Source organism: Pantoea sp. Mb-10, assembly GCF_021272205.1.
Taxonomy (GTDB): Bacteria; Pseudomonadota; Gammaproteobacteria; order Enterobacterales; family Enterobacteriaceae; genus Pantoea.
The window spans coordinates 89720-112772 of record NZ_JAJSDX010000001.1; the positions used below are offsets into that span (position 1 = coordinate 89720).

Annotated in this window: 24 protein-coding genes and 3 tRNA genes; 15 read left to right on the plus strand and 12 right to left on the minus strand. The window is 54.8% G+C overall.

The window, feature by feature from the left end; genetic code table 11:
- The first annotated feature begins 105 nt into the window (after nucleotides 1–105).
- The 3 genes from LU196_RS00450 to traT all read left to right on the plus strand — a co-directional run bounded on the left by LU196_RS00450 (nucleotide 106) and on the right by traT (nucleotide 2923).
- Complete coding sequence (locus LU196_RS00450) at nucleotides 106–1602, plus strand: SulP family inorganic anion transporter (RefSeq protein WP_232757778.1); 1497 nt, start codon at nucleotides 106–108, stop codon at nucleotides 1600–1602.
- A gap of 145 nt (nucleotides 1603–1747) precedes the next feature.
- Nucleotides 1748–1921: a hypothetical protein gene (locus LU196_RS00455; RefSeq protein ID WP_232757779.1), complete on the plus strand. Its 174-nt coding sequence runs from the start codon at nucleotides 1748–1750 to the stop codon at nucleotides 1919–1921.
- Between the two features lie 270 nt (nucleotides 1922–2191).
- Nucleotides 2192–2923 (plus strand): complement resistance protein TraT, encoded by a 732-nt coding sequence (traT, locus tag LU196_RS00460; protein ID WP_232757780.1) that lies wholly within the window; start codon nucleotides 2192–2194, stop codon nucleotides 2921–2923.
- A gap of 391 nt (nucleotides 2924–3314) precedes the next feature.
- Here traT and LU196_RS00465 read toward each other — a convergent pair.
- The 6 genes from LU196_RS00465 to uvrY all read right to left on the minus strand — a co-directional run bounded on the left by LU196_RS00465 (nucleotide 3315) and on the right by uvrY (nucleotide 6895).
- A tRNA-Leu gene (locus LU196_RS00465) sits at nucleotides 3315–3400 on the minus strand.
- An 11-nt stretch (nucleotides 3401–3411) separates the two neighbouring features.
- Nucleotides 3412–3485: transfer RNA gene (locus tag LU196_RS00470), tRNA-Cys, on the minus strand.
- Between the two features lie 42 nt (nucleotides 3486–3527).
- Nucleotides 3528–3603: transfer RNA gene (locus LU196_RS00475), tRNA-Gly, on the minus strand.
- 191 nt (nucleotides 3604–3794) lie between these two features.
- A complete protein-coding gene (gene pgsA / locus LU196_RS00480) occupies nucleotides 3795–4343 on the minus strand; it encodes a CDP-diacylglycerol--glycerol-3-phosphate 3-phosphatidyltransferase (protein ID WP_232757781.1) in 549 nt (182 codons plus the stop codon).
- 67 nt (nucleotides 4344–4410) lie between these two features.
- Nucleotides 4411–6243 carry an excinuclease ABC subunit UvrC gene (gene uvrC / locus LU196_RS00485; protein WP_232757782.1) on the minus strand — a complete coding sequence of 611 codons (1833 nt, stop codon included), beginning with the start codon at nucleotides 6241–6243 and terminating at the stop codon, nucleotides 4411–4413.
- Complete coding sequence (uvrY, locus tag LU196_RS00490) at nucleotides 6236–6895, minus strand: UvrY/SirA/GacA family response regulator transcription factor (protein WP_232757783.1); 660 nt, start codon at nucleotides 6893–6895, stop codon at nucleotides 6236–6238. The genes uvrC and uvrY overlap by 8 nt, the downstream gene beginning before the upstream one ends.
- A gap of 424 nt (nucleotides 6896–7319) precedes the next feature.
- Here uvrY and LU196_RS00495 point away from each other — a divergent pair, with 424 nt between their 5' ends.
- Nucleotides 7320–7547: a DUF2594 family protein gene (locus tag LU196_RS00495; RefSeq protein ID WP_232757784.1), complete on the plus strand. Its 228-nt coding sequence runs from the start codon at nucleotides 7320–7322 to the stop codon at nucleotides 7545–7547.
- A gap of 29 nt (nucleotides 7548–7576) precedes the next feature.
- Here the strand turns inward: LU196_RS00495 and LU196_RS00500 are convergent, their stop codons facing one another.
- Both LU196_RS00500 and sdiA read right to left on the minus strand, forming a co-directional pair.
- Nucleotides 7577–8188 carry an acyl-homoserine-lactone synthase gene (locus tag LU196_RS00500; RefSeq protein ID WP_232758246.1) on the minus strand — a complete coding sequence of 204 codons (612 nt, stop codon included), beginning with the start codon at nucleotides 8186–8188 and terminating at the stop codon, nucleotides 7577–7579.
- 120 nt (nucleotides 8189–8308) lie between these two features.
- A complete protein-coding gene (gene sdiA, locus LU196_RS00505) occupies nucleotides 8309–9031 on the minus strand; it encodes a transcriptional regulator SdiA (protein ID WP_232757785.1) in 723 nt (240 codons plus the stop codon).
- Between the two features lie 545 nt (nucleotides 9032–9576).
- Here sdiA and LU196_RS00510 point away from each other — a divergent pair.
- Nucleotides 9577–10251 (plus strand): DUF4396 domain-containing protein, encoded by a 675-nt coding sequence (locus LU196_RS00510; RefSeq protein ID WP_232757786.1) that lies wholly within the window; start codon nucleotides 9577–9579, stop codon nucleotides 10249–10251.
- Here LU196_RS00510 and LU196_RS00515 read toward each other — a convergent pair whose 3' ends face one another.
- A complete protein-coding gene (locus LU196_RS00515) occupies nucleotides 10252–10950 on the minus strand; it encodes an extensin family protein (protein WP_232757787.1) in 699 nt (232 codons plus the stop codon).
- Nucleotides 10951–11235: 285 nt separating this feature from the next.
- Here LU196_RS00515 and cycA point away from each other — a divergent pair, with 285 nt between their 5' ends.
- Complete coding sequence (cycA, locus tag LU196_RS00520; RefSeq protein WP_232757788.1) at nucleotides 11236–12636, plus strand: D-serine/D-alanine/glycine transporter; 1401 nt, start codon at nucleotides 11236–11238, stop codon at nucleotides 12634–12636.
- Nucleotides 12637–12666: 30 nt separating this feature from the next.
- Here cycA and LU196_RS00525 read toward each other — a convergent pair whose 3' ends face one another.
- Nucleotides 12667–13632: a metal-dependent hydrolase gene (locus LU196_RS00525; RefSeq protein ID WP_232757789.1), complete on the minus strand. Its 966-nt coding sequence runs from the start codon at nucleotides 13630–13632 to the stop codon at nucleotides 12667–12669.
- Nucleotides 13633–13653: 21 nt separating this feature from the next.
- Entirely contained in the window at nucleotides 13654–14289 is a 636-nt protein-coding gene (rutR, locus tag LU196_RS00530) for an HTH-type transcriptional regulator RutR (RefSeq protein WP_232757790.1), read from the minus strand.
- Nucleotides 14290–14582: 293 nt separating this feature from the next.
- Here rutR and rutA point away from each other — a divergent pair, with 293 nt between their 5' ends.
- The 6 genes from rutA (at nucleotide 14583) to rutG (ending at nucleotide 19536) form a co-directional block, all read left to right on the plus strand.
- Nucleotides 14583–15674 carry a pyrimidine utilization protein A gene (rutA, locus tag LU196_RS00535; protein ID WP_232757791.1) on the plus strand — a complete coding sequence of 364 codons (1092 nt, stop codon included), beginning with the start codon at nucleotides 14583–14585 and terminating at the stop codon, nucleotides 15672–15674.
- Nucleotides 15674–16384 carry a pyrimidine utilization protein B gene (gene rutB / locus LU196_RS00540; protein ID WP_232757792.1) on the plus strand — a complete coding sequence of 237 codons (711 nt, stop codon included), beginning with the start codon at nucleotides 15674–15676 and terminating at the stop codon, nucleotides 16382–16384. Before rutA ends, rutB begins: the two co-directional genes overlap by 1 nt.
- A gap of 44 nt (nucleotides 16385–16428) precedes the next feature.
- Complete coding sequence (gene rutC, locus LU196_RS00545; protein WP_232757793.1) at nucleotides 16429–16824, plus strand: pyrimidine utilization protein C; 396 nt, start codon at nucleotides 16429–16431, stop codon at nucleotides 16822–16824.
- Nucleotides 16824–17624: a pyrimidine utilization protein D gene (gene rutD / locus LU196_RS00550; RefSeq protein WP_232757794.1), complete on the plus strand. Its 801-nt coding sequence runs from the start codon at nucleotides 16824–16826 to the stop codon at nucleotides 17622–17624. The genes rutC and rutD overlap by 1 nt, the downstream gene beginning before the upstream one ends.
- Nucleotides 17625–17637: 13 nt before the next feature.
- Nucleotides 17638–18147, plus strand: a complete 510-nt coding sequence (gene rutF / locus LU196_RS00555) for an NADH-dependent FMN reductase RutF (protein ID WP_232757795.1) — start codon at nucleotides 17638–17640, stop codon at nucleotides 18145–18147.
- 63 nt (nucleotides 18148–18210) lie between these two features.
- Nucleotides 18211–19536, plus strand: coding sequence for a pyrimidine utilization transport protein G (rutG, locus tag LU196_RS00560; RefSeq protein ID WP_232757796.1), 1326 nt, complete (start codon nucleotides 18211–18213; stop codon nucleotides 19534–19536).
- On the opposite strand, the gene LU196_RS00565 is transcribed toward rutG, so the two are convergent.
- The gene (locus tag LU196_RS00565) at nucleotides 19533–20447 is read right to left on the minus strand and encodes a DMT family transporter (RefSeq protein WP_232757797.1); all 915 of its coding nucleotides are present in this window, start codon (nucleotides 20445–20447) and stop codon (nucleotides 19533–19535) included. The two genes, rutG and LU196_RS00565, sit on opposite strands and share 4 nt — an antisense overlap.
- 274 nt (nucleotides 20448–20721) lie before the next feature.
- On the opposite strand from LU196_RS00565, the gene wrbA reads away from it, so the two are divergent.
- Genes wrbA through LU196_RS00580 form a run of 3 tightly spaced genes read left to right on the plus strand, consistent with a single transcriptional unit; the run spans nucleotide 20722 to nucleotide 22998 of the window.
- Nucleotides 20722–21321, plus strand: coding sequence for an NAD(P)H:quinone oxidoreductase (gene wrbA, locus LU196_RS00570; RefSeq protein WP_232757798.1), 600 nt, complete (start codon nucleotides 20722–20724; stop codon nucleotides 21319–21321).
- Between the two features lie 20 nt (nucleotides 21322–21341).
- Nucleotides 21342–21572 (plus strand): YccJ family protein, encoded by a 231-nt coding sequence (locus LU196_RS00575; protein WP_232757799.1) that lies wholly within the window; start codon nucleotides 21342–21344, stop codon nucleotides 21570–21572.
- A 52-nt stretch (nucleotides 21573–21624) separates the two neighbouring features.
- Entirely contained in the window at nucleotides 21625–22998 is a 1374-nt protein-coding gene (locus LU196_RS00580) for an NAD-dependent succinate-semialdehyde dehydrogenase (RefSeq protein ID WP_232757800.1), read from the plus strand.
- Nucleotides 22999–23053 lie beyond the last annotated feature (55 nt).

Here is a 23053-nt window from a genome sequence, read left to right on the forward strand (position 1 = left end):
GGCTTCACACGCCATTGCCCGGTAATATCGCTGCGGTAAAAAATGTCACTGTTCACCGCCTTGCCGCGACGGCTTGCGCATCACTGTTTGAGAGTTCAAAAGCTTATGTCCCAACCTGCTCCTCAGGCCCCTGTAGTGGCCGATATTACCGTGGCCCGCGTGCTGCGATCGCCCGCGCTCTTGACCCGTGAGTGCCTTGCTGGCGTCATCACCGCGCTGGCGCTCATCCCGGAAGTGATCTCCTTTTCAGTGATTGCGGGTGTTGATCCCAAAGTCAGTTTGATTGCGTCGGTGGTGCTTTGCCTGACGCTGTCGCTGCTCGGTGGGCGCCCCGCCATGGTCACAGCCGCCGCAGGATCAGTGGCGCTGGTGATCGGTCCAATGGTGCACGCGCACGGCGTGGCTTACATTCTGCCGGCGGTGATTTTAGGCGGCATGATTCAAATTATCTTTGGCGTTGCCGGACTGTCGCGCATGATGCGCTACATTCCGCGATCGGTCATGCTGGGTTTTGTTAACGCGCTGGGCATCCTCATCTTTTTTGCGCAGGTGCCGCACGTGTGGGGGCAATCCGCGCTGGTCTGGGCACTCTTTGCGCTGACCTTAGCCATCGTACTGCTGCTGCCCTACGTATTAAAGAGCGTGCCTGCGCCGCTGATTGCCATTGTGGTCGTCACCGCCGTGGCGCTGCTGATGGGCTATCGCGTGCCGAATGTGGGTGATGAAGGCCCCATGAGCGCCGGGCTGCCCGGCCTGAATGCGTTGCAGGTGCCGTTGAACCTCACGACGCTCCAAATCATCTGGCCAACAGCACTGAGCGTGGCGTTTGTGGGCCTGATGGAGTCGTTATTGACCGCGAAGTTGGTCGATGATATTACCGATACGCCCTCCGGCAAGCGTCGCGAATCCTGGGCGCTGGGCGTGGGTAACATTCTTGCTGGCTTTTATGGCGGTATTGCTGGCTGTGCCATGATTGGCCAAACCATTGTCAACGTTGAGTTGGGGAAGGCGCGCACCCGCGTCTCTACCGTGGCCGCCGGCCTGGTTCTGCTGCTGCTCGTGACGGGTTTGAGCCACATCATGGCGCAAATTCCCATGGTGGTGCTGGCCGCGATCATGATGGTGGTGGCGGTGAAAACGCTCAACTGGCACAGCCTGCATCCCGCCACGCTGAAGCGCATGCCGTGGTCCGAAACCAGCGTCATGGTGCTGACTGTGGTCGTGACCGTATGGACCGGCAACCTCGCGCTGGGCGTGCTGGTGGGTGTCGTTCTCGCCATGATGCTGTTTGCGCGCCGTATTGCGCACGTGATTCACGCTGAACGGCAGCTCAGCGAAGACGGTGAGCAGGTCACCTATCGCGTGCGCGGCCCGCTGTTCTTTGGCAGCAGTAACGATCTGTTTGAACACTTCGATTACGCACACGATCCTCATCACGTGACCATCGACCTCACCCATGCGCAAATTTGGGATGCGTCCAGCGTTGCCGCACTGGACGCGATCGAGCACCGCTATCATCGCCATGGCGCCGCCGTCACTTTTATCGGCCTCGACAATCGCAGCAGCGATTTTCGTGACCGCCTGAGCGGCACATTAGGTTAACGCCTCGTATTCTGACGCCGGAGGCCATCCGGCGTCCCCTCTCCCGCTTCGCTTGTCTCATTACGCTTTTTTGTCTTTGCTTAATGGGCACTTAACCCACTGACATCATGAGCGGCCACATTTCTGGCGCATAAAAGGAGAAACCATGCATTTTTGGCAAAAAGCAGGCGTTATGGCTGTGACATTGATGGCGCTGACGGGCTGTATGCACCGCAGCAATGCCGTGGGCGGCGACGGTCGTCCGCACGCCCCGAGTAATCAGCCGGTGGTAGGTGCCAGCGAGGGTGAAGGCCCGGTAGGCCAACCGCAGGGAGATTAATCACGCCCTCCTGCGTTCTCTCCTCCAGTGCCAACCTTTTTGTTGGCACTGTTCACGCTCGCATACTGTTCAGTATCCGTTGAACGCTCTCATCTCGAAACCGATCGGGTTTCAAAAAAAACCGGCATACTTATTAAAAAAATTTAATTTTTTCATCCTTCTGCCGATAACCCTCCTGACATTCTGATGAAGGGTCTATTCAAAAAAACCCATAATATCAGCGTGCCCAGGCGCGATTGTCTCGTTTTATTTTTTAACAAGGATATGTCAATGTTTAACCGCTCTGCTTTAATTGCAGCTATTGCTGCTGCCAGTCTTATGCTCTCCGGCTGTGGTGCTATGAGCACTGCCATCAAGAAACGCAACCTCGACGTTAAAACGCAAATGAGCCAAACAGTGTGGCTCGAACCTTCCAATCAAAAAACCGTTTTCCTGCAAGTTCGCAATACCTCCGATAAAGATATGAGCGATCTGGAATCCCTGCTGGCGCAGGATCTCCGCGCGAAAGGCTATACCGTTACTTCCAGCCCGGATACGGCATACTATTGGATTCAGGCAAACGTACTTAAGGCGGAAAAAATGGACCTGCGTCAGTCGCAAGGTTTCCTGAGTACGGGCTATGAAGGTGCCGCAACTGGCGCGGCACTGGGTGCCGGTATCACTGCTTACAACAACGCATCTGGCGGAACGATGTTAGGCGTTGGACTTGCTGCAGGCCTTGCAGGTCTGGCGGCAGACGCGATGGTTGAGGATGTTAATTTCACCATGGTCACGGACCTGCAAATTTCAGAACGCAGTAAAACCGCGGTGACAACGGATAACATCGCGGCACTTCGCCAGGGTACTTCCGGTATCAAACTGCAGACCAGCAGTGAAGAAGGCAATCGCATGAAGTACCAGACCCGTGTCGTGTCAAACGCCAACAAGGTCAACCTCAAATTTGAAGAGGCCAAACCGGTGCTTGAAGCCCAGCTGGCGAAATCAATCACAGCGATTCTGTAATCGCGCTACCCGCGCAGCGGAGTCTGGCGTTCAGCGCCTTATACCCGCTGCGTATTATCGTTGCCGAGCGCAGTCCCAACAACGAGCCGGTGCCAGACACTTTCCGGGAAAACGTTAACTTGCCCCCTCCTCTGTTGATTTCCCTTTGTTGAAAGCCGCCGCGCCAAGGTTTGAATTTCTCGCCGGGCTTTTCATTCAAGCGCGATACTTTTCCAGTTCTTATACCTGCTGTAAGGCGGTGATACTGCGCATAAAGGGGAGCGATAGAGAGTGGGCAAAAACTGCTGATATTATGAAGTCATATTATGAAGATAACTAAAGACACAAAAAAACCGCCCATGGGCGGTTACGACATTGCTTATAGTGCTTTGATTTTATTCGGTCTTAAATATGGTGCCCGGGGCGGGACTTGAACCCGCACAGCCATAAGCCGAGGGATTTTAAATCCCTTGTGTCTACCGATTTCACCACCCGGGCAGGGTGTAAATTGGAGGCGCGTCCCGGAGTCGAACCGAGGTAGACGGATTTGCAATCCGTTGCATGGCCACTCTGCCAACGCGCCTTTATTCTGAGCCGTAATCCGTTTGAAACGCATTACTTAATTTGGAGCGGGAAACGAGACTCGAACTCGCGACCCCGACCTTGGCAAGGTCGTGCTCTACCAACTGAGCTATTCCCGCATTACTTTGTTTTCAGTTTCACATTGGAAGGGAAACTGAATAGTGCCACTAGCTTTTCGAACTCTCTGATTTTTATAAACTTCTTTGTTAATCAGCGCCGTTCGATGCGATGCATTCTACTTATCTGACGCAATGAGTCAATAAAATTATCCACCTACCGCGTCCGTTTGCTGCTTTTTGAATCGCATCGATCAGCTATCGAGCAAATCACCCCGCGCGGCGCTTAAATACTGGAACATTGACCAGAAAGTGAGCACGGCGGCAATGTAAAGCGCGACAACGCCCACGCCCACCAGCGTGGCATCAGGACGCCATAGCAATGCGAAAAGCGAGAACATCTGCGCAGTGGTTTTGACTTTGCCAATCCACGATACCGCGACGCTGCTGCGTTTGCCAATCTCCGCCATCCACTCGCGCAGCGCTGAGATAATGATTTCACGCGCAATCATGGTGGCAGCAGGTAGCGTAATCCACCAGGCATGGAAATACTCAGCAACCAGCACCAAAGCAATGGCTACCATCACTTTATCCGCCACCGGATCGAGAAAAGCGCCAAAACGCGTTGTCTGCTTCCAGCGTCGCGCAAGAAAGCCATCAAACCAGTCAGTCACGGCGGCAATCACGAAGATCAGTGCAGTGGCGAACGGTGCCCAGTGAAAAGGCAGATAAAATGCCAGCACGAAAAAAGGAATCAGTACAACCCGGAACAGGGTAAGACACGTCGGAATGTTAAATTGCATATGCCAGTAACTGTCTGGAGTGAGGGGAGTTAACGTATGTTGCTACATTGCCCCCCCTGTTTCAATGTTAGTGTTTGAGAGAATAGTAGATTTTTTCTGCCAATGCGGTCGAGATGCCCGGCACTTTGGCAATTTCCTCTACGCTGGCGTTCATTAACGGCTGTAGGCCACCCATGTATTTCAGCAGCTGCTGACGGCGCTTAGGCCCAACGCCTTCAATGCTCTCTAACGCGCTGGTGTTTTTTACTTTGGCGCGTTTTTTACGGTGCCCCGAAATTGCGTGATTGTGAGCGTCATCACGAATGTGCTGAATCACATGCAGCGCGGGTGAATCAGGCGGCAGTGCGACACCCTCGCCCTCCGCTTCAAAAAACAGCGTCTCCAGTCCTGCTTTGCGATCGCTGCCTTTGGCAACGCCCAGCAAAATCGGCCGATCTTTGTCCCACTCTACGTTCAGTTCAGCGAACACCTGTTTTGCCTGCGCCAGCTGTCCTTTACCGCCGTCGATCAAAATAACATCGGGGATTTTATCCGCTTCCAGCGCCTTGCCGTAACGGCGGCGCAGCACCTGATTCATCGCGGCATAGTCATCGCCGGGCGTAATGCCGACGATATTGTAGCGACGGTAATCCGACCGAAGCGGACCATCCTTGTTAAATACCACACAGGATGCAATGGTCTGCTCGCCCATGGTATGGCTAATGTCGAAACACTCCATGCGCGCAATGCTGTCGAGCTCCAGGAACGTCGCCAGCGCGGCCAGACGCTGCTGTATGGTGGAATGCTGCGACAGCTTTGTAGTGAGCGCGGTTGCGGCGTTGGTGCGCGCCAGCTTGAGGTAACGCGCCCGGTCGCCGCGCGGTTTGCTCTGAATCGTTACCTTGCGTCCCGCCAGGACGCTCAATGACTCCGCCAAAAGTTCGCGCTCGGGCAGCGTAAAGTCGAGCAGGATATCGCCCGGTAAGGTGCGCGCCTCGCTGCCTTGCAGATAAAACTGGCCGACAAAGGTCTGCACCACTTCCGTCAAATCGGTATCCGCAGGCACTTTGGGGAAATAACTGCGGCTGCCCAGCACCTTGCCCTGGCGAATAAACAGAACGTGCAGGCATGCCATACCCGCATCATAAGCCACGCCCATGACGTCAAGATCGTCCCCTTGGTTAGAAACAAACTGCTTTTCGGTCACGCGGCGCACGGCCTGAATCTGATCGCGTAAGCGCGCGGCTTCTTCAAAACGTAAGCCACTGCTCGCCGACTCCATCCGCTTGACCAGCTGATTGATCACCTGATCGTCTTTGCCTGCCAGGAAGAGGCGCACGTAGTCGGTCTGCTGGGCATACTCTTCGTCGCTCACCAAACCCGCGACGCAAGGACCAAGGCAGCGACCGATTTGATACTGCAAACAGGGCCGCGAGCGATTTCGGTAAACGCTATTTTCGCACTGACGAATCGGGAAGACTTTCTGCAGCAGCGCCAAGGTTTCGCGTACCGCGTAACCGTTGGGAAAAGGCCCAAAGTATTCGCCTTTGGCATGTTTCGCACCCCGGTGCATCGCCAAACGCGGATGCGTATCGCCGCTGAGGAAAATATAAGGATAGGACTTGTCATCGCGTAAGAGAACATTGTAACGCGGCTGATAGAGCTTGATGTAGTTATGCTCAAGCAGCAACGCTTCGGTTTCGGTGTGGGTTACGGTGACATCGATATGGTGAATGTTGCTTACCAGCACTTCCGTTTTACGGCTACCGACATGGCTGCGGAAATAGCTGCTTAAGCGCTTTTTGAGATCTTTTGCTTTACCCACATAAATCACCGTGTCAGATGCGTCGTACATGCGGTAGACGCCAGGCTGACTGGTCACGGTGCTGAGAAAGGCTTTGGAATTGAAGACGTCACTCACTACTGATTAATGGCTCCGCATTGAACAGGCCGTGTCTGATGGCCAAATGCGTTAACTCTACGTCGCCGCTGATGTTCAACTTGCTAAACATGCGATAGCGGTAGCTGTTAACGGTTTTCGGGCTGAGATTGAGCTGCTCGGAAATTTCCGTCACCTTTTGCCCCCGGGTGATCATCAGCATAATCTGCAATTCCCTTTCCGACAAACAGCTGAACGGCGATTCCGCACGTTGCGGCTCAATCTGGCTCAGCGCCATCTGCTGTGCAATGTCCGATGCGATATAGCGTTGGCCAGCGTTTACCGCGCGAATAGCACACACCAGCTCTTGCGGTGCCGCGCCCTTACTTAGGTAGCCCGCCGCGCCCGCCTGCATGACTTTTGCGGGCAAAGGGTTTTCGGTATGGATAGTGAGCATAATGATGCGCGTGTCCGGACTGTAGCGCACAATTTTTCGCGTGGCTTCCAGGCCCCCTATGCCGGGCATATTCATATCCATCAGCACCACGTCGACCGGATGCGCTCGGCACCATTTAACCGCATCCTCGCCACAGGCGACCTCACCTGCGATAACCAATCCTTTCATATCTTCTAAAATGCGGCGAATACCGGCACGCACCAGTTCATGGTCATCAACAAGAAGCAGGCTAATCAACGGGACATACTCCGCGAGTAAGGAAGAATATATTATGGGCGCATAGCTTACCGCGTCTCAGTAAAAAGATCATCTTCACCGATCGCTAACCCCTTAATACAATAACTAAATCAATTCTTTTTACTTAATGTTTTTATCATTCACTGACACGCAAATACACCAGAAAAATAAATCATTAACAAAAACTTAAAAATCAATAACATAAAAATAAATAATTCACTTTCTCGAACTTTCCAAATAAGGTGCTAAATAGGTTTTCATTGCCCTATTCATTACCTGTAAGCGCTGTCAACGACGGATAACAGTCATTTATCACATACCGCTTCGCTTACGTGAAATTCTTTCAACAAGCATATGATATACTCTGTTTTTTAGGCACAACTAAACTGTGTCAACAATTAGCCACACCACTAAGGAGATCATGATGAGTGATGAAGACTTTTCCACCCAACAGGACACGCAGGCACTGGCAGATGAAGTCGCTTGCCTCAAAATGATGATCACGCTGATCCTGAAAGGAATGGGTCAGGCGGACGCGGGTAAAGTCATTATAAACATGGAGCGTTACGTGCAAAGTGCGCTGGTTGATAAACCGCAGGCCGAAGTGTTCAACAACACCATCCGCCAGATCAAAACCGCCTACCGCCAATAAAATTTACGCCCCGCGCAATGCGCGGGGTATTAATTGTGCGACTGCCAGCTAATGGAAACTCCCAGCGATGGCAAAACCTCTTCAGGACTAAAGCGGCGCGTACCCCGGTATTTTTCCGCCAGCGCGGGCTGATGCACGGGAATACGGATGGCAAACAAATTGTCCTCTGACTGAATCAAACCCGGCGAGAGCGGCTCATAGACAACCTGATGCTGCTCAAACATTTTTTCCAGCATGGGCGTTGCTGAGCTGATCAAGTATTCCATTCCGTTCAACTCTGCCAGCTGAACAGAATGCCACAGAATAGTGAGCGGCAATTCATCATCCACATCGCGACGGGCAGAAAACCGCGACATTTCCCATACGCGCTGCTGATCGAACGGGAGAACAATTCCTTCCGAGACCTCAGGTTCGCTCCAGGGCAACAGACGCGCACAGCCACAGATACCCTGCCGTGCATGCCAGGCAATAAGCCAAGTCACGTCTGATCGGTCATAGCGATCGTATTCCTGTCCCGGAGTATTAAGTCTGGGTGGAATGGACCACCCCTCACCACGGGCAAAAACGCTGTAGCGGTACGTGCCTAATTCGGCCAACAGAGAGGATGGCATATCCCTAAGCTGTGTTTGAATCATTTTCATCATGCGCCCTGACATCCTCGTTTAACAATGATCTCTGTGCGCCAGCCCGTGATAGGTACCGGCGCAGAGTAGACAACTGACCTCAAGCCGTGAACTACTAAAGTTGGTAGTTGCCTTTTTCTATATCAGGCCAATTGCTGCTGCGTAGCAGGCAATTTGCGTTTTATTGGAAACATTGAAGCGCTTTTGCATATTTTTTTGGTGAAAATTTACCGTATGTTCAGAAATGGCCAGAATGAGCGAAATTTCTGCAGACGTTTTTCCTTCAGCAGTCCATTTTAAAATTTCCAGCTCTCGCTGACTAAAATCCTCTGCCAAAATCACCATGGAATTATCGTGAAGTCTGTCCAGCGTGCGCATGCTCAGATCGGCTAAAAGATGCAGTTTGACCTCCAACTGCACACGCGCATTGCGGGTGTGACTTTCATGCTGAGATGCAATGGATAATATACCAAGGGCACGATTAGGTGCCATGGCTGAACATGAAAAGCCGCTGTTTAACCCCGCCGCATTGGCTTCAGACCAGAGATTGCCCGCACCGGTGAAAAGATCAGCCGTCCATTCAACGCCGCGTCCAGGGTGTTGACACAGCAGTAAAACAGGGTCGATCGTGTGGTAATGTCGGCTTTCGTAGTGCTTCACCCAGCTCTCTGGATAGGTGCTGAATAAAAAAGCACGCGGCCGGGTAAAAGGCACAGGGTGTTGCACCATAAACGCGAAGAAATCGAACCCCAACGCATGGACGTGTCTTTGCAACTGCGTTTTCAATTGCTGTACTTCCGTCAGCGCCTGAAATTCAATTTCAGTTTCGCCTCGCCAGACGAAATAATTATCGGTTGTCATTATTGCCTCAGCGTAATTTTACGCTATAACCTTGTTATTCAATCTGGTTAACACAAAACATCAATTAATCATTAAGCGCATTCAAAGCGAAGCGAATCAATGGGTCGTTCGCGGCACCCTCTTCCTTTAACGTGTTGACATTACGGTAAAATGATGAACCTCGTTTTGCTAACAACTTCACAAGTGCATTGGAAAACCACAGACAGAATAAGATTTTTCTTAAAGATTTTCAATCGCCGTGATGACGGAAATTCAGCATTATGTTCGTCATATTTAATCAATATCATTAACTAAAATCATTCTCAATTGGGTGATTTTAATCGCAATCATGCTTAACAAACATGACGCGCCTCTCGTTATTTACCTGGCCGCAGTGGCAGGGGTGGCACGGCAATGAAAAACAGTCTCTATATAGTAAAGCGTTTTAACCACTATTACAGCTACGCTTAACATCAGAGTAGAGAATAGCGGGAAAGCAAAAAGGCGAAGCGATTCTCTTTTGACGCTTTGTGTTCGATACAGTCTGAATTAGGGGTGAAAACGCGATGTTAAATCAGTGGGCATTACCTTTTCTCGCAGTGGGCGCGTGCACTGCTTTGATGATACTCAAAGACCTGTTTCAACATCGCCAACCCATAGCGATCATGAATCTCATCTGGCCATTAACCGGGCTTTACATGCCTTTCATTGGCTGGTTAGCGTGGTGGTATCTGGGTCGGGTACCTTCACGTCAGGCAAAGCTGGCAATCGTCCTTGCACAAGAAAGGCATCTTAAAACCCGCTGGCACCCCCTTTTTATTTCGACCTCCCTTTCCGCAGCGGCATGTATATTTGGGGGCATGTTGACCATCCCGATAATCACGTTACTGAATCTGTACGCATTTGATCCTGCTTATTGGGTGCAAGAAAGTATTTTTGTGGCCATATCTCTTCTGGTCGGATTATTTTTCCAATATCTCGCCCTTCGTCAGCGTGAGAAAATTTCATTTAGGGCAAGATTATTATTAGCGTTTAAAATGGAAGCGTTTCCGTTGCTGATTTATCAATCAGGAATTTTTATCTTTATGACATTAGCGCTAAAGTTTGTTCTTAATCACCAACTCAATCCCATGCAGATTGCATTTTGGTTTATGCTGCAATTAGCCCTAATAATCGGTTTTATTTTCTGCTGGCCGGCTAATCATTTCCTGATAAAACGCGGCCTTCGTATTGCCGTTTAATTAGCGACAATACCCTGCGCCGCGCAAACCAAAGTGAAAATGACTGGCGTGGGCGGCATTGTAGTCTGGGCCCAGTGCGTTGCCGAACGTGGCGCAACCATTGCGCCACAGCGCACGCAGGCCAGCCGCCGATCGCGCGGGTTGCTGCCAATTTTTCCCCACACGCAGCGTTTGACCATCGGCCAGCGTAAAGGCTGTGACGTCCCACGCTTCGGCAGTCGCGTGTTCGCTTAATCGTCCTTGCTGGCGATGATAGATATTGCGGCATGCATAGCTCCCCACATGGGTAATGCGTTTCAGCGGACTCTGAAACCCTGCCTGCTGTAATGCTTCACGGCTGTGCGCGACGAACATCACGCTACTTACTGCCATAGGACAGGTCGCAAGGAAGCTGCTGCTTAATCCTACCTCACCAAACCCCGTGATGCGTATTGGCTGCGGCACCGAGCAGGCGCCATTGATCGCTGGGGCTTGTCGGAATTGCACCTGTCCTTGTTCGCGGGCCTGCCGTAGCACGCTCAGGCAAGCTGCGGGATCCCCACTCAAACGCGCCAGTTTATAGCGCATCATCCACCCCGGCGGATCGCTGACGTTCAGTGGCGTGAACGGATTCCACTGCGGCGGAAGATGCACTTTAACCCAGGGAAATCCCCACCAGCCCAGCAGCGCTAATCCGGCAATTGCGATAAATGCGCGCACGTATCCTCACTGTTTTTACGAAAACTCTTCTCCAGTTTAGGCGCCGCTGATAAGCCGCAAGAAAAAAACGTGAGAATTGACGAAGGTTTACGCAATAGACCGCGTCTACCTACGCTGCAAACGTGGATCACGTCTTAAAAAGTGAAAAAGCTCGCAATTGTTTAAAAACCATTACCAAACCCATGCCCCTTTCCTCTATCTTATGGCCCTCGCCTCACCCGACGGCACACTCTTCTATGAAACAGCCAGCAGAGCTGACACAACATCCAGACAGGAACGATATTTATGGTTGATCAAACAAAAACCGACCTTAAAACAACGCAGGAGCCGGAAACCCTGCGGCGCACGCTTCACAATCGTCATATTCAGCTCATTGCCATTGGTGGCGCCATCGGCACCGGGCTATTTATGGGCTCGGGCAAGACCATTAGCCTGGCCGGCCCCTCAATCATCTTTGTGTACATGATCATCGGCTTTATGCTGTTTTTCGTGATGCGCGCCATGGGTGAATTGCTGCTCTCTAACCTTGAATACAAATCGTTTAGTGACTTCGCGGCTGACTTACTCGGCCCCTGGGCAGGTTATTTCACCGGCTGGACTTACTGGTTTTGCTGGGTAGTCACCGGCATCGCCGACGTAGTCGCGATAAGCGCCTACTTCCAGCTATGGTTCCCCGAGTTTTCCATCTGGATGAGCGCCCTGCTGTGCGTGTGCGTTTTTCTGACGCTGAATGTCGCCACGGTGAAGCTGTTTGGCGAGATGGAATTTTGGTTTGCCATCATCAAGATCGTGGCGATCGTAGCGCTCATCGTTACCGGTATCGTGTTGGTGGCAATGCACTACCCTTCTCCCGAAGGCAGTCACGCAGCATTAAGCAATATTTGGGATCACGGCGGTATGTTTCCTAAAGGCCTGAGCGGTTTTTTTGCCGGCTTCCAGATTGCCGTGTTTGCCTTTGTCGGTATTGAGCTGGTCGGGACGGCCGCCGCAGAAACCAAAGATCCGCACAAGGTGCTGCCGCGCGCCATTAATGCGATTCCGGTGCGCATTATTATGTTTTATGTGCTGGCGCTGCTGGTCATCATGGCGGTAACGCCGTGGAATCAGGTCATGCCTAATCGCAGCCCGTTTGTGGAAATGTTTGTGCTGATTGGCCTGCCTGCTGCAGCCAGTATCGTGAACTTTGTTGTGCTGACATCAGCCGCCTCTTCTGCCAATAGCGGCATCTTCTCTACCAGCCGCATGCTTTACGGTTTGGCGCAACAGGGCGTGGCGCACAAGGCCTTTGGCCGCTTGTCTGCGCGTGCAGTGCCCACCACCGGCCTGTTCTTCTCCTGCCTGTGCTTGCTGGGTGGCGTCGCGTTAATTTATCTTATTCCCGATGTCATGACGGTGTTCACACTGGTCACTACCGTGTCCGCCATCCTGTTTATGTTTGTCTGGACAATCATCTTGTGCAGCTATTTGGCGTATCGCAAGCAGCATCCTGAGCGCCACGAGGCCTCAACCTTTAAGATGCCGCTGGGCAAGTTTATGTGCTGGGCATGTATGGCCTTTTTTGCGTTTGTCCTGGTGCTGTTAACGCTGCAGGACGATACCCGCCAGGCGCTGATGGTGACGCCGCTGTGGTTTGTTCTGCTGACCGCTGCCTGGCTGTTACGCCGCCGCAAAGCACAGCCTCGCTAACAAAAAAGCCCCGCACTGCCGGGGCTTTTTTTATAACCGTTCACGCAGCTTGTGCCACGCTTGCATCAGCGAGGGACGAAGCGAAGGCGCCCGTTCGGGCGCTTGGGTGGGTGCCTCTGCTGACCCAAGGTTGAACGTAAAGCTGTAATGGGGCGCCTCGCCCATGCGCAAATCAGCAATAAGCGTTTGCCCCTCTTCTTCACGCAGTGCATAAAAGCCATGGCTAAACCAGGCGACACGTTCGGCGTGCCAGTGGCCTTTAAACGGCGTGAAAAGCTGTGCGTTACGCGGATACCACTGCACCTTAAGCGGGCGGTGGGGGGAAAAAAGTGACCAGTACGCTTCCCCATAGCGCGCTGGCGTCATGATCACCGTGCGCCAGACCAGGGTGTTGAATGCCGTTGGCGTGACCAGGAGCTGTTGATAAGAGAGCGACTCGCGCGCGAGATCCTGTTTGATCTGGTGCGTCGCCACGCCCTGGATGACCATACTCCATGCAAGATAAAGCGTGCTCACCAGCAGGCCCCACCGATTCCAGCGGAGCTGCTGACACCATAGCGTGATCCCCAGCGCCACCAGCAGCGACACGGTATACAGCGGATCGACGATATACATACTGCCGATCGCCCAAGGATAGTCCGTCAGCGGCAAGCCCAGCTGCGTACCGTATACCGTGGTGAGGTCGAGCAAAGGATGGGTCACCAACGCCAGCCATACCGCCAGGCACCAGGCGCGCCAGTGCGGGCGGCTTCGCGTCAGCCTCGCGACCAGCCAGCCGAGCAGCGGGGCAAACAGGGTTAATAGCAGCAGCGCATGGCTTTCGGTGCGGTGCAACGTCATGTTGCGAACAGCATCACCGTGATCGATAAAGACATCCAGATCGGGCAGCGTGCCCGCCACCGCGCCAACCACTGCAGCCTGCCACAGCGGTACCCGTTTGCCCATCACCGCGACCGTCACCGCTGCGCCAAGCGTCAGCTGCGATAGTGAATCCATGCGCACTCCTGCTGTGTGGGATCAGCGAACGCGAATCCCTTCGATAATCATGCGTTGAACATTTTCCAGCGTTTGCTCGAAAAACGCCGCATCGCTGAGCGTTTGCCCCGTAATCGCCTCAACCTGCGAGGCAAAATCAGCGTAGTGCTGCGTGGTTGCCCATAGCAGGAAGAAAAGGTGCTGCGGCTGCACACCGGCCAACCGCCCTTCTGCTATCCACTGCTCTATAATCGCCGCTTTCTCATCCACCAGCGCTTTAAGATCGCCAGCCAATTCGCCGCGCAGCAGCGGCGCGCCCTGTAGCATCTCCAAACAGAATAGACGTGACGCCTGCGGATGATCCCGCGAGACCTCCAGTTTGAGACGAATATATTTACGGATAGCGTCAAGCGGGTCTTGATCGTGTCGCAGCGCGCGCAGCGGCGCGAGCCAAACGTCAAGGATCTCTTTTAACACCGCCACATAGAGCACTTCTTTTGACGGATAGTAATAAAGCAGATTGGTTTTTGAGACATCGGCGCGCTCCGCCACTTTATCAAGGCTGGTGCCGTGGATGCCGTACTGCGAGAAGAAGGCCAACGCCGCCTCAAGAATCGCCGCCCGCTTTGCCGCGACGGCCCGCGAACGTCGTCCCGGCTTTATATCATCGCTTTTCACTCTGTTACCTCATCCATGCAGGGTTCCGCATCATAGCAAAGGCCTGTCACGCTGCCTAATGACGCCCCTGCACCTTTTTTGACCAAACGCGCATGGAAAGCGTGCAGCCAATTTTGACCAAATGGTCCAAATCGGACTCGTTGCTCCAGTTTTTACGGCAGTAATATTTTAACTTAATGTAATTAAAAGCTTTTTAAAACATGGCACAGCCTTTGCAATTTTCAACTTGCGCGCCGCCCACATCGTGCAGCGCAGCGCGAATCCCGTCTCCATTCCATGCAGCGAGGTTTTCCATGAAAATTGGCGTATTTGTTCCTATTGGTAATAACGGCTGGCTCATCTCGACGCATGCACCGCAGTACAAGCCCACTTTTGAACTCAATAAAGCCATTGTAATGAAGGCCGAGCATTACCACTTTGATTTCGCGCTTTCGATGATCAAACTGCGCGGCTTCGGGGGTAAAACCGAATTCTGGGATCACAATCTGGAGTCCTTCACGCTGATGGCAGGCCTGGCGGCGGTGACTTCACGCATTGAGATTTACGCCACTGCGGCCACCCTGACGTTACCGCCAGCGATTGTGGCGCGCATGGCGTCCACTATCGACTCCATTTCAAACGGCCGTTTCGGGGTCAACCTGGTGACCGGCTGGCAGAAACCTGAGTACGAACAAATGGGCTTGTGGCCGGGTGATGACTACTTCTCTCGCCGCTATGACTACCTCACCGAATATGTCACCGTACTGCGCGATCTCTGGGGAAGCGGCAAAAGTGACTTCAAAGGCGAGTTTTTCACCATGAACGACTGCCGCGTCAGCCCGCAGCCGCAGAAGCCAATGAAAGTGATCTGCGCCGGGCAAAGCGACGCGGGCATGGCATTCTCGGCGCAGCACGCCGACTTCAATTTCTGCTTTGGCAAAGGAGTGAACACCCCCGGCGCCTTCGCCCCCACCGCCGCCCGCATGAAGCAGGCAGCAGATCAGGCCGGACGTGAGGTCGGTTCCTACGTTCTGTTCATGATTATTGCTGCAGAGAGCGATGAGGCCGCGCGGCAAAAATGGGAACACTACAAAGCGGGAGCCGATCACGAGGCGCTCGCGTGGCTGACCACCCAAAGCCAACAGGACACGAAGTCCGGCAGCGATACCAATGTGCGCCAGATGGCCGATCCCACCTCGGCGGTGAATATCAATATGGGCACGCTGGTGGGGTCATATGCCAACGTTGCCCGTATGCTGGATGATGTGGCGCAGGTTGAAGGCACCGCGGGCGTGCTATTGACCTTTGATGACTTCCTTCAGGGCATTGAAGATTTTGGCGAGCGCATTCAGCCGCTGATGGCGTGTCGCCGCGAGGCCATCGTTGCTCAACAGGAGGTCGCGTAATGTCTACCGTTATTTGCGCCCACATGCCTGATATCGCGACCGTCGAACTGCCCGCACGCCCGGAAGCGATCGCGCTGCCGCCTGCCCAGAGCGCGCTAATCGTCGTGGACATGCAGAACGCCTATGCCACCGAAGGCGGCTATCTCGATCTGGCCGGCTTTGATGTCTCGACCACTAAGCCGGTGATCGCCAATATCCATAAGGCGGTGACCGCCGCGCGCCACGCGGGCATGCAGATCGTCTGGTTCCAGAATGGTTGGGATGCACAGTACGTTGAGGCCGGTGATGCCGGTTCGCCCAACTTTCACAAATCCAACGCGCTGAAAACCATGCGCAAGCGTCCGGAGTTGCAAGGAACACTGCTGGCGAAAGACAGCTGGGATTATGCCCTGGTTGATGAGCTGGTGCCGCAGGCGGGCGATATCGTCCTGCCAAAACCGCGCTACAGCGGTTTCTTCAATACGCCGCTCGACAGCATGTTGCGCAGCCGTGGCATCCGTCATCTGGTATTTACCGGGATTGCCACCAATGTGTGCGTGGAGTCGACCCTGCGTGACGGTTTCTTCCTGGAATACTTTGGGGTCGTGCTCGCCGATGCCACGCATCAGGCTGGCCCTCCCTTCGCCCAACAGGCTGCACTCTTCAACATCGAAACCTTTTTTGGCTGGGTCAGTGACACTGAGACCTTCTGTGAAGCGCTTCAAGCCTGATGCGCAACGCTCACGCTCTTTCACTTTAAACAGGAAACCAAGTCATGCCTAAAAGCGTCATTATTCCCGCAGGAAGCGGCACGCCCATCGCCCCCTTTGTGCCCGGTACGCTGGCCGACGGCGTAGTGTATGTTTCCGGTACGCTGCCTTTCGATACCCATAACAACGTGGTGCATCCCGGCGATGCGGCCGCGCAGACCCGTCACGTGCTGGAGACCATCAAACAGGTAATTGAAACGGCAGGCGGCAAGATGAGCGACGTCACCTTCAACTCCATCTTTATTACCGACTGGCAAAACTATGCGGCGGTCAATCAGGTCTACGCCGAGTATTTTCCCGGTGATAAGCCTGCACGCTACTGCATTCAATGCGGCCTAGTGAAGCCCGACGCGCTGATTGAGATTGCGAGCATTGCGCACATCGGCCGCCAGGAGGCGTAATGCACCTTGAGATTCATGGTCTTAGCAATGTCGATGCCCCTACGCTGGTGTTGGCATCAGGATTGGGTGGCGTCGCGAGTTTTTGGCAGCCTCAGCTCGCCGCGCTGCTGCCACACTATCGCGTGGTGACGTATGACCAGCGCGGTACCGGGCGTAGCACCGCAACGCTGCCTGACGCGTACAGCATGGCAGATATGGCTGCAGAGCTGGCGGCGGCGCTGGCACAGCGCGGCATATCCCATTACGACATCATCGGCCACGCATTAGGAGGGCTCATAGGATTGCAGCTGGCCCTTGATTTTCCCGCTCGCGTGGGGCGTGTGGTGGTGGTGAATGGGTGGCTGTCGCTTAATGCGCATACCCGACGTTGCTTCCGGGTACGTCAAGATCTGCTGCTGCACGCGGGCGTCGAGGCCTTTGTCCGTGCGCAGCCGCTGTTTCTCTACCCCGCCGAGTGGCTGGCGCAGCATGAAACGCGCATCGCAGAAGAAGAAGCGCAGCACATCGCGCATTTTCAAGGCCAGCACAATCTGCTGCGTCGTTTAAACGCGCTCATGACATGTGATTTCAGCCAGCACGCGGCGCATATCCGTCAGCCCGTTCTGGCGATCTCCAGCCGCGATGACCTGCTGGTGCCCCACTCGTGTTCAGCGCAGCTCGCGGCGGCGTTGCCTCACGGGAACCTGATTGAAATGCCCTGGGGCGGGCATGCAATGAGCGTGACCGATGCCGACAACCTGAACGCCCTGCTGCTGCGCTGGTTGCAACAGACTGCGTCCGTCCCTGTAACCGTTAGCTAACAGGAATCCCTTTATGAGCCTTCATGAACTGCCTGTTTTACCTCACGTTGAACGCGAGGCCTTTCGTGATGCTATGTCACGCCTCGGCGCTGCGGTAAATATTATTACCACCGAGGGTCCGGCCGGCCGCGCCGGGTTTACCGCCTCCGCTGTATGCAGCGTCACCGACGCGCCCCCTACGCTGCTGGTGTGCCTCAATCGCTCGGCATCGGTATGGCCGGTATTTCGCGACAATGGGTATCTGTGCGTTAACACCTTGAGCGCCGATGATGCGGCGTTATCAACGCTGTTTGGCGGCAAAACCAGCATGCACGAACGCTTTGCCGCCGCGCGCTGGCGGACGCTGGCGAGCGGATCGCCGCTTTTGGAAGGGGCGTTGGTCTCTTTTGACTGTCAGATCGCCCAAACGCTGAGCGTCGGCACGCACGACATTCTGGTATGCGAAGTGCTGGCGCTGGTGCGCAATGACCCGGCGCCGGGGCTGGCATGGTTTGACCGCGGTTATCATAGGTTTTCACGGTAGGACGCCCGCTAACGCGGCACGCTGCGGTTCCGGTTCCGTTCCACTCATATTCTGGAGAAGACAATGGCGAGTTCCTGGTTTCCACGCTGGCAAAAAAAGTCGGCGATGACGGAAAATGGGCTGATTGCCCCGGACGAAACGCTGCCCCTCGGGCAGACGCTGGTTCTGGGCTTGCAGCACGCGGTGGCAATGTTTGGCGCAACGGTGCTGATGCCGCTGCTGATGGGGCTGGACCCGAATCTGGCGATTTTGGTATCCGGGATCGGGACGCTGCTGTTCTTTTTCATCACGGGTGGCCGCGTCCCCAGCTATTTGGGTTCCAGCGCCGCCTTTGTCGGCGTTGTCATCGCCGTAACTGGCTTCAATGGACAAGGGCTGAATGCCAATCTGGCGCTCGCTTTAGGCGGTGTTATCGCCTGTGGCGGGCTCTACACGCTGATTGGTTTTGTGGTGATGAAAGTGGGTACGGGCTGGATTGAACGCCTGATGCCGCCAGTGGTCACCGGCGCGGTGGTGATGGCGATCGGCCTGAATCTGGCGCCGATTGCGGTACACAGCGTCTCCGCGTCAATGTTTGATAGCTGGATGGCGGTGATGACCGTGCTGTGCATCGGCCTGGTGGCGGTATTTACCCGCGGCATGGCGCAGCGCCTGCTGATCCTCATCGGTTTGATCGTGGCGTGGGCCATCTATGCGCTGCTGACCAACGGGCTAGGCTTGGGTAAGCCGGTGGATTTCAGCGCGCTGCGCAATGCCGCCTGGTTTGGCCTGCCCCATACCACCGCGCCCGTGTTTGACATGCAGGCCATTGTACTGATTGCCCCGGTGGCCATTATTTTGGTGGCAGAAAATCTGGGACACCTGAAAGCGGTTGCCGGAATGACCGGCCGCAACCTGGATCCGTGGATGGGGCGCGCTTTTGTGGGGGATGGTCTGGCGACCATGATTTCCGGCGCCATGGGCGGCAGCGGCGTCACCACCTATGCGGAGAATATCGGCGTGATGGCGGTGACAAAAGTCTATTCAACGCTGGCGTTTGTCGCTGCGGCGCTGATTGCGCTGCTGCTGGGTTTTTCGCCAAAATTTGGCGCACTCATCCATACCATCCCGGGCCCGGTGATCGGGGGTGCCTCCATCGTGGTTTTCGGCCTGATCGCCGTAGCCGGCGCCCGAATCTGGGTGCAAAATCACGTCGATTTTAGCCAGAACGGTAACCTGATCATGGTGGCGACGACGCTGGTGCTGGGAGCCGGTGACTTCGGGTTAAAAATGGGCAGCTTTACGCTGGGTGGCATTGGAACGGCAACTTTTGGTGCCATTCTGCTCAACGTTATACTGCAACGACGCGGCGCAGCGCTTGCCAACACCGCCGCCCGTTCACAGCTCTAACCCTCACGCGGTGCCTGTTCCGGCACCGCTTTTTTGCGCCGCAGGCGCAATTCGCTGACGATAACACCGCAAACGATCAGCACCCCGCCTAACAGTGCCGTGGCGGGCAAGCGCTCACCCGCTAACCGTCCCACCACGCCTGCCCACACCGGCTCGCCGGCATAAATCACCGTTGCGCGCGTGGGTGAGACGCTGCGCTGCGCCCAGTTCATGGTGACCTGAATCAGCGCACTGGCGCCCCCTAATCCCACGGCGCTCAGCAGCAGCGGCATCGACATCGAAGGAAAAGACTCACCGTTAGGGATCATAAACAGAAAGGCACAGCATGACGCGACGATCAGCTGAACCAGCGTGACGCGCCGCACATCCACCCGGCCAGCAAAGCGGCTAATCAGGATAATTTCCGCCGCGATCGCCACCGTACTGAGCAGCGTGGCACTTTCACCCGCATTCAGCGCCAGAGGCCCCGCCTGCGGCCCGGCGACCAGCAGCAGGCCAGCAAAGGCCAGCAGAATGCCGATCCACGCCATAATGCCTGGCGGGCGACGTAAAAACAGCCACTGCAGCAGCGGCACCACCGGCACATACAGCGCGGTGAGAAAGGCAGACTGACTGCTGGAAATGGTTTGCATGCCCCAGGTTTGCAGGCCGTAGCCGCCCGCGATAGCGAGACCAATCAACGTGCCGGCTTTGATCTCCAACCCGCTAATCATGCGCAAATGGCGGCGAAAGAACAGCGCCAGCAGCAGCGAGGCGGTGGCAAAACGCAGCCCGACAAAAAAGAACGGACCGGAGTAACTCATCGCCCGGTGCACCACCAGAAACGTTCCTCCCCATACCATCGTGATGAAGATAAGCACCAGCTCCTGACGTGAAACACGCAGGGTAAAACGTGGTTTAGTAACCGACATAGCACACCTTAAGAAGAGACTGGCAATGATTGTGCGCATCGCACCATGACATTGCAATCCTTGCGCGCGGGCAATCGCGCAGGGGCGTTCGATGCGCGTTCTATTTACACATTGAAACAGGTAAATCATCCTAATTACGCTGCGCTTCATGGTGTCCAGCCCCTGCACACGGCGTTATGAAAGGGCACGCGATACATGAGCGGTGTCGCACCGGCCGCAACTTGCGCAGGCTCTTCTATACTTTTTTCACCCGTTCTTCATCAGGATGAAAATCATGGCAAAAATTTTGGTGCTTTATTACTCGATGTACGGACATGTGGAAACCATGGCGCAAGCGGTAGCTGAAGGCGCTAAGCGCGTGAGCGGCGCGGAAGTGACCGTGCTGCGCGTGCCAGAAAGTATGGATGCCGAGCGCTTTGCTGAAGTGGGTGGCAAAGTCCACCAAACTGCGGCTGAAGCAAAGCCCGAAGATTTACCGCAATACGACGCCATTATCGTGGGCACGCCAACGCGCTTTGGTAACATGGCTGGGCAAATGCGTAACTTCTGGGACCGTACTGGCGGACTCTGGGCCTCCGGCGCGCTGTACGGCAAAGTGGCCAGCGTCTTTGCGTCCACGGGCACCGGCGGTGGTCAGGAGCAGACGATTACCTCTGTCTGGACCACGCTGGCGCACCACGGCATGGTGATCGTTCCCATTGGTTACGGCACGCAAGAGCTGTTTGATATTTCGCAGGTGCGCGGCGGCACGCCTTACGGCGCCACAACATTGGCAGGCGGGGACGGCTCGCGTCAACCGTCTGAAGACGAACTCAATATTGCCCGCTATCAGGGCGAATACGTTGCCGGACTGACGGTAAAACTCAAAGGATAAATCCACAACAGGAGACCTTTATGTCAACAGAACAGTCAAAAGCGCACCACGTCGGCGAATGGGCCACTTTGCGTCACACTTCACCTGAAATCGCGGAAGCCATTTTTGAAGTGGCTAACTACGACGAGCGACTGGCCGAGGAGATTTGGCGCCAGCAAGGCAGCGATGACGTACTGATTCGCGCCTTCGAGAAAACTGACCAGGATGTATTGACCTGGGATGACAAGACCGTCGAACGTAAGAACGTATGACTGCACGGCGGGCATAGCCCGCCTTTGTTTTTCTTCGCACCAAGGAGGTTCTATGACAGCCTATCAAAGTATCAATCCGGCCAATAATGAGGTACTTAAAACCTGGCCCGATCACGATGATGCCCATGCGCAGCGTGCACTTAAGGTGGCCGATGAGCTGTATCACTCCTCCTGGAGCAAAGGGGATATTCAGCCGCGCTTACAGGTTCTTCACCGTTTGGCTGACCTGCTGGATGAGCATAATGAAGCGCTTGCCACCCTTGCCAGCCGCGAAATGGGTAAACTGATTGCCCAAAGTCGGGGAGAAGTTAAAATCTGTGCGCAAATTGCGCGTTACTACGCTGAACATGCCGCAACCTTCCTGAAACCCCAGTCTTATCCCAGCGAGTTGGGAGAAGCCTGGGTCGAGTACCACCCGATTGGGGTCATTGTCGCGGTTGAACCCTGGAATTTCCCTTTTTACCAACTGATGCGCGTGCTGGCACCCAATCTGGCGTTGGGTAATCCGGTGCTGGCTAAACATGCCAACAGCGTGCCGCACTGCGCCGATGCGTTTGAAAAGCTGGTAGCCGAAGCGGGTGCGCCTGCAGGTGCGTGGACCAACCTGTTTATCTCCAATGAGCAAGTGGCTTCGCTGATTGCCGATTCTCGCGTACAGGGCGTGGCGCTTACCGGCTCAGAGCGCGCGGGCAGCGCCGTTGCCGAACAAGCCGGCAAGCATCTGAAAAAATCCACGCTTGAGCTGGGCGGCAGCGATGTGTTTGTGGTGCTGGACGATGCCGATATCGATGAGGCGGTACGCCAGGGCGCGCAGGCACGTTTAAGTAACTGCGGCCAGGTATGCACCGCAGCCAAACGCTTTATCCTGCACGAGAAAATCGCAGAGAACTTTATGGCGAAATTTACCGCTGCGCTTCAGTCAGTGGTGCCAGGCGATCCGCTGGATGAGAAAACCACACTGGGCCCGCTCTCTTCCAAAGAGGCGCGCGATCGCTTAGTCAAACAGGTTGATGAGGCCGTCGCACACGGCGCCCGCGTGGAGATTGGCGGTAAAGCGATTGAAGGCGTCGGCTGCTATTATCAGCCCACTATTCTGACGGGCCTGACGCCGGAAAACCCCGCGTATTATCAGGAGTTCTTTGGCCCGGTGGCGCAAGTTTATGTGGTGGCGGATGACCGTGCCGCCGTGGCGCTGGCGAACGATTCGCACTACGGCCTGGGCGGCTCTGTATGGACTAAAGACCTTGCCCGCGCACGTGCGATGGCGGCGCAGATTGAGACAGGCATGGTATTCATTAACTCACAAAGTGATACCGCAGCCGAACTGCCGTTTGGCGGTGTGAAACGCTCTGGCTACGGTCGCGAATTGTCCGATCTGGGTATTAAAGAGTTTGCCAACCAAAAGCTGGTGGTGATTGCTAAGTAGCTCGCTCATTTCGCCCATAAAAAAACCCCGCCGCGGCGGGGTTTTTTACGGCAAC